Source organism: Phyllobacterium sp. P5_D12 (assembly GCF_054049495.1).
This window is the reverse complement of the sequence record NZ_JBFUMG010000329.1, coordinates 1-5,053: the sequence shown is the minus strand read 5'-3', so window position 1 is coordinate 5,053 and position 5,053 is coordinate 1. Positions and strand designations below refer to the sequence as shown.

Below are 5,053 nucleotides of genomic sequence, written 5' to 3'. Positions count from 1 at the left end.
CTCACAGGGCGACCCCTATCAGATAGCGTCCCAAATTCTCAAGACCATCGCATCCGTTCCTCTCGAAAGCGACATCTCGGTCGCTGCCTAAAGGACGCAAAGGGCGGCAAAGATCACTGATCTTTGCCGCCCTGTCACCTATTCGCGCTGCCAGGTCTGGGTTTTGCATAGAAGGCCGCCTAGGACGCAACCGGAGAGTTGAACGCTCGCTTCGGAAAATTTTGCCTTGCCCGCATAGGTCTTGCCGCTTTCCGTATCGTACAGAGAACCCGTATACGATCCAGACCCGGTTGACTTGAGTGTTACCGCCTGAAGACCCACCACCGGACGGTCGTGTTTGGAAGCGTCGGGATTGTTGACATCGTTGACCGGATTTTTCATCCATATGATCGTGCCGCAAACGCCGGCATCACACTCGCTCAGTTTGACCTTCGTGCCGCCAGACTCGTTGACATAGGTTCCAACAATCTTTGGTTCCTGCGCCATTACCGCAGTCGTCATGCTGCCTGCTAAAATGAGAGAGAGAATAGCTTTCTTAGTACCGAACAAATCGTGGCTCCGTGTTAAATTATGGTGGAAAGTCGATGCGCTCTTTGCGCGGATGGCTATAGTTTGTGGCAGTTGTTACAGCAGAAATTGGACAGGAATAGGGACAAAGCAAGTTTCGTGACTAATGATCAAGGGTGAATCTGGAGCGCCCGTATGACAAGCGCGGTCATAGCGCCAGGCGACCCGTCCACTCCGTGACCGCCGTGGCCAGAGTCCTCAAATGATCGGCGGCCGTGAAGCCGGATACGCTMTTGCGCGGCTTGAGATCGTGGTCACCGTCCTCCAGCCAGAGAAGTTCGATCTTGTGTGAGAGTGCGTAACCCGAAACTTCTTCTCGCGTGCCGAACTCATCGCGTGTGCCCTGGCAAATCAATGCGGGCGTCATCAACCCGGCGAGATGCTTCGTACGCAGTTGCTCCGGCTTGCCCGGCGGATGAAACGGATAGCCAAGACAGAGGAGACCGGCAACTTTTCCGGCAGAATGGAGATCGTCAGCGATCATGCTGGCGACCCGTCCACCCATCGACTTGCCGCCAATGATCAGCGGACCCGTCGCGCCAAGTTCGTCAACCGCCGCAATGTACTCCGGGTTGAGTTTTTCGGCGCGAGGCGGAGGCTTTCGCACGCCTGATGTACGGCGAGACGCCATATAACCGAACTCGAAACGCGCAACACGAAAGCCCGCCGCGGCAAGAGCCTTGGCCGTGGCTTCCATCGACGCTGAATCCATCGGTGCTCCTGCACCATGGGCAAGCAGAATGGTGACCGTCGCATCGTCCGGTCCGTCGAACAGAAATTTATCGTGCATTTCAGCCTGCCGTTTTTGACCCGCGATTATTGTGACACGGTATGCTGCAATGGTGGAATGGAGAATATTTCGCCCGGCTAATTGCGCACGAGATTTATTTCACTGGTGACAACGGACGTACGGGATCGAGGATCCATGTCGGTCGTCGTCAACACCATACCGTTATTGCCGACTTTCCGCATGGTTATCTGTGCTTTGCGGTCGCCATTGACATTTTTGGCCCAGAGAATACCGAGGTTAATGGCGTTTCCGCGCCGCGTTCCAGAGAGGCGAGCTACGCCGGTGGCTGATCCAGTGTAGGAGCCGGTGTATCTGCCGCCGCTCGATGTCAAGTTGACGGCAACAGCGCGGGACATGACCATCAAGCCGGTGCAACTACCCTCCAGCGCCAGCGATGAAGGCGTGGTCGACGAGTCGAAGGTACAAGAAACCGTCATGGACGGGACGTTCGTGCGTATGCGCACCGCGCCGTTACCCGCCCATTTGCCTTCGAGGGATTGGAGAAACGCCGCTTCGTCAGCACGTGCAGCTTCCCCCACTGTAAAAGCCAACATCAGTCCCGCAAGAATCTGCATCATAGCGGCATCCTTCAAAGCTTGAGCAAAGCTAATGTTCCAACGCGCCATCTCAGGGGTGGGTTCCGCTTAACGAATACGGCCCAGCATCTGCATAGTGTACAACCGGCAACGCATTGGTGCAGTAAAAATACCGGCATCCACTTTCAATTTCGATTGCGGAAGGGCAATCTCGGCGAGGGTGATCGCCAGGTGGGGGAAGTGAATGAKTAAACTGCAAGAGGAAGTCGCGCGCCGCCCGATTTCCAGCCGATCGTCTCCCTGGGCCATCAGGCTCAGCAAGTATCTGGCGCAAGCCGGCATCACTGCCAACAGTATTTCGCTGCTGTCGATAGTGTTTGCGGTCGTCGGGGGCGCGCTCATCGCGTTGACCGTTCATCCGATCGCTTGGCTTTGCGCGGCTGCGTGCGTGCAATTGAGACTGATCTGCAACCTTCTCGACGGAATGGTCGCGATCGAAGGCGGCAAGAAAACACCGGGCGGGCCTCTTTACAACGAATTTCCCGACCGGATCTGCGATACGCTGTTTCTTGTTCCGGTTGGATATGCCGTGGGCTACCCTTGGCTTGGCTGGCTATGCGCTCTGCTCGCTGCCCTGACCGCCTACATCAGGGTTTTCGGTGGATCGTTGGGATTGGCTCAGGATTTCAGCGGCATCATGGCGAAACAGCGCCGCATGGCAGTTCTCACGGCGGGTCTCGTGGCGCAGGGCGTGGAAACGTGGCTCTTCGGGAGCCACTGGTCGCTGCTTGTGGCATTGGTCATCATAACGATCGGTAGTCTCGTGACCTGCGTCACACGAACAATCAGCATTTCCCGCGGATTAGCAGTCCGGTCTGGCCCCGAATGACTTGGTACTGCGGACCCGCGTCTCTGCGAGTCCGCAGTAGCTCCTAAAAGGTATCGACGTCGAGGACGGCTTGAGCGAAGTCGCGCGGTGCTTCCTGTGGCAGATTGTGGCCAATACCGCCGCTACTGGTCCGGTGCTCGTATTTCCCTGAGAACTTGTTGCGGTACGCCGCTGGATCCGGGTGCGGCGCGCCGTTGGCGTCACCTTCAAGTGTTATCGTGGGGACTGCAATCACCGGAAATGTTGCCAGCCGTTTTTCCAGATCGTCATATTGCGGCTCACCTTCGACGAGGCTCAAGCGCCAGCGATAGTTATGAATGACGATTGCGACATGATCCGGGTTGTTGAACGCTTCGGCCGACCGGTCAAACGTTACGTCGTCGAAGTTCCATTTCGGCGATGCGAGCTGCCAGATGAGCTTGGAGAAATCGTGCCGGTTGCTATCGTAGCCCTGGCGACCGCGTTCGGTTGCAAAGTAGTACTGGTACCACCAGGCAAGCTCCGCCTTCGGTGGCAACGGTTTCTTGTTCGCCTCCTGGCTGCCGATCAGATAGCCGCTTACCGAGACCAGAGCTTTGCAGCGCTCGGGCCATAGGGCCGCAATAACGTTGGCCGTGCGCGCACCCCAGTCAAAGCCGGCAATGATTGCCTTTTGTATCTTCAGTGCATCCATCAACGCGATGATGTCGACAGCAACAACGGCCTGCTGGCCATTTCGAACAGTATCGCCAGAAAGGAATTTCGTGGTGCCGTAGCCGCGCAGATAAGGCATGATCACGCGGTAGCCTGCGCCGGCAAGCAAAGGAGCGACGTCGGCGAAACTATAGATATCGTACGGCCATCCGTGCAGAAGAATAACCGGGTAGCCATCGGCAGGGCCAGCTTCGGCATATCCAACATTGAGGACGCCGGCGTCGATCTGCTTGATTGGACCCATGGAGGTATTCGCCCCCGGCTTGATGGTCGGCAGTGCGGCCGATTTTGCCGTGCCGGTCTGCGCGTTTGCCCTGACGGACTGGATGAGTGTTGCGGCAGCAAAAGTCGCGGCCGCTATGCCGAGAAGCCCCCGGCGACGATGGTTGATTTCTTGCGACATTGTTATCGTATCCATTGCTGAAGTTGATTCAGACTGATGCTAGCAGGCCTTTGTGCTCTAGACGACCTTGAGCACTACATCGACGTTGCCGCGTGTGGCTTTGGAGTACGGGCATGTCTGGTGTGCACCGTCGACTATCGCCTGCGCAACGTCACGCTCCAGACCTGGGAGGCTGACGTTGAGTCKGGCCTGAAGGAAATAGGCGCCATCGACATTGCACAAATCCACTTCGGCATCGACGGCAGTGTCTGCCGGCATGGTGACCTTCATCTTGCGTGCTGCAAGGCCCATGGCGCCGATGAAACATGCCGACCAGCCGGCAGCAAACATCTGTTCCGGATTGGTGCCGCTGCCTGCGGTGCCGGGGGTCGAGAATTTGACGTCGAGATGGCCGTCATCGCTTTTGCCCGAGCCACCATCTCGGCCGCCGGTGGTGTGGGTTCTGGCTGTGTAGAGCACTTTTTCGACTTGGGTCATTGTATTGGTMCTTTGAACGGTTGATTTGCTTCAAGCAATGACTGCAGCCAGTCATTGCCCGCATAAGGCGCTAGAGACGTATCCAGCATGTGTCAGGGTTGGCGGGAATTGAAACGAATTGTGTAAGGAGGCGAGGCCGGTACATTGAGATACAAATGAGCGGTCAAGGTTTGAGACGAGTGTCCTCCCAATTCGATTGGTATGTTCGTTCAGGCGTGCGGCTTGAACGTTTGAGGCAATGTTATCTCTGCGGAAAGACCTCCACCGGGTCGGTTTGCAAGGTTAAGCGTCCCGTCAATGGCGAGAGTGAGTTCCTGCGCGATTGCCAATCCGAGCCCTGTGCCGCCGGTTCCTCTGTTCCGCGACTGTTCGAGCCTGAAAAATGGCTGGAGGACTGCCTGAAGTTGATCTTCCGGAATGCCCGGGCCACGATCGAGCACTTTGACGATGACTGTCCCTTGAGGGTCTTTTTCAAGAGAAACTTCGGCGTCTCCGCCGAATTTCAGGGCATTGTCGATCAGGTTGGTAAAGATGCGGCGCAGGGCGTGGGGCCGGGTGACGATTGCAGTTTCARTCTTTCCGCTCAGGGTCACAGCCTTGCCCGTATCTTGATAATCATAAACGAGGCTTTCCATAAACGAGTCCACGTCCAGGCGGGAGGCTTTTTCTGTATTTCCATGTGCGCTGCGGGCATAGGC

The 5,053-nt window shown here is 56.7% G+C and carries 7 protein-coding genes; 1 reads left to right on the top strand and 6 read right to left on the bottom strand.

Going from position 1 to position 5,053, the window contains the following annotated elements:
* Positions 1–138: 138 nt before the first annotated feature.
* The 3 genes from ACXJ5O_RS18515 to ACXJ5O_RS18505 all read right to left on the bottom strand — a co-directional run bounded on the left by ACXJ5O_RS18515 (position 139) and on the right by ACXJ5O_RS18505 (position 1,935).
* On the bottom strand, positions 139–501 hold the full coding sequence (locus ACXJ5O_RS18515) for a DUF2147 domain-containing protein (protein WP_457301177.1): 363 nt from the start codon (positions 499–501) through the stop codon (positions 139–141).
* Between the two features lie 214 nt (positions 502–715).
* Positions 716–1,357, bottom strand: coding sequence for an alpha/beta hydrolase family protein (locus ACXJ5O_RS18510; RefSeq protein WP_457301176.1), 642 nt, complete (start codon positions 1,355–1,357; stop codon positions 716–718).
* A gap of 77 nt (positions 1,358–1,434) precedes the next feature.
* Positions 1,435–1,935: a hypothetical protein gene (locus ACXJ5O_RS18505; protein WP_457301175.1), complete on the bottom strand. Its 501-nt coding sequence runs from the start codon at positions 1,933–1,935 to the stop codon at positions 1,435–1,437.
* A 202-nt stretch (positions 1,936–2,137) separates the two neighbouring features.
* Between ACXJ5O_RS18505 and ACXJ5O_RS18500 the strand changes: the two genes are divergently transcribed.
* The gene (locus tag ACXJ5O_RS18500) at positions 2,138–2,782 is read left to right on the top strand and encodes a CDP-alcohol phosphatidyltransferase family protein (protein ID WP_457301174.1); all 645 of its coding nucleotides are present in this window, start codon (positions 2,138–2,140) and stop codon (positions 2,780–2,782) included.
* A 43-nt stretch (positions 2,783–2,825) separates the two neighbouring features.
* Here the strand turns inward: ACXJ5O_RS18500 and ACXJ5O_RS18495 are convergent, their stop codons facing one another.
* From ACXJ5O_RS18495 to ACXJ5O_RS18485, 3 genes are all read right to left on the bottom strand, one after another.
* Positions 2,826–3,878 (bottom strand): alpha/beta fold hydrolase, encoded by a 1,053-nt coding sequence (locus tag ACXJ5O_RS18495; protein WP_457301173.1) that lies wholly within the window; start codon positions 3,876–3,878, stop codon positions 2,826–2,828.
* Positions 3,879–3,935: 57 nt separating this feature from the next.
* Entirely contained in the window at positions 3,936–4,355 is a 420-nt protein-coding gene (locus tag ACXJ5O_RS18490) for an organic hydroperoxide resistance protein (protein ID WP_457301172.1), read from the bottom strand.
* A 209-nt stretch (positions 4,356–4,564) separates the two neighbouring features.
* Positions 4,565–5,053, bottom strand: a 489-nt coding sequence (locus tag ACXJ5O_RS18485; RefSeq protein ID WP_457301171.1) for an ATP-binding protein, incomplete at its 5' end; no start/stop codon positions are given.

Coding starts and splice junctions, on each gene's coding strand:
- ACXJ5O_RS18515 (WP_457301177.1), bottom strand. CDS start 501: ATGACGACTGCGGTAATGGCGCAGGAACCAAAGATTGTTGGAACCTAT.
- ACXJ5O_RS18505 (WP_457301175.1), bottom strand. CDS start 1,935: ATGATGCAGATTCTTGCGGGACTGATGTTGGCTTTTACAGTGGGGGAA.
- ACXJ5O_RS18495 (WP_457301173.1), bottom strand. CDS start 3,878: ATGTCGCAAGAAATCAACCATCGTCGCCGGGGGCTTCTCGGCATAGCG.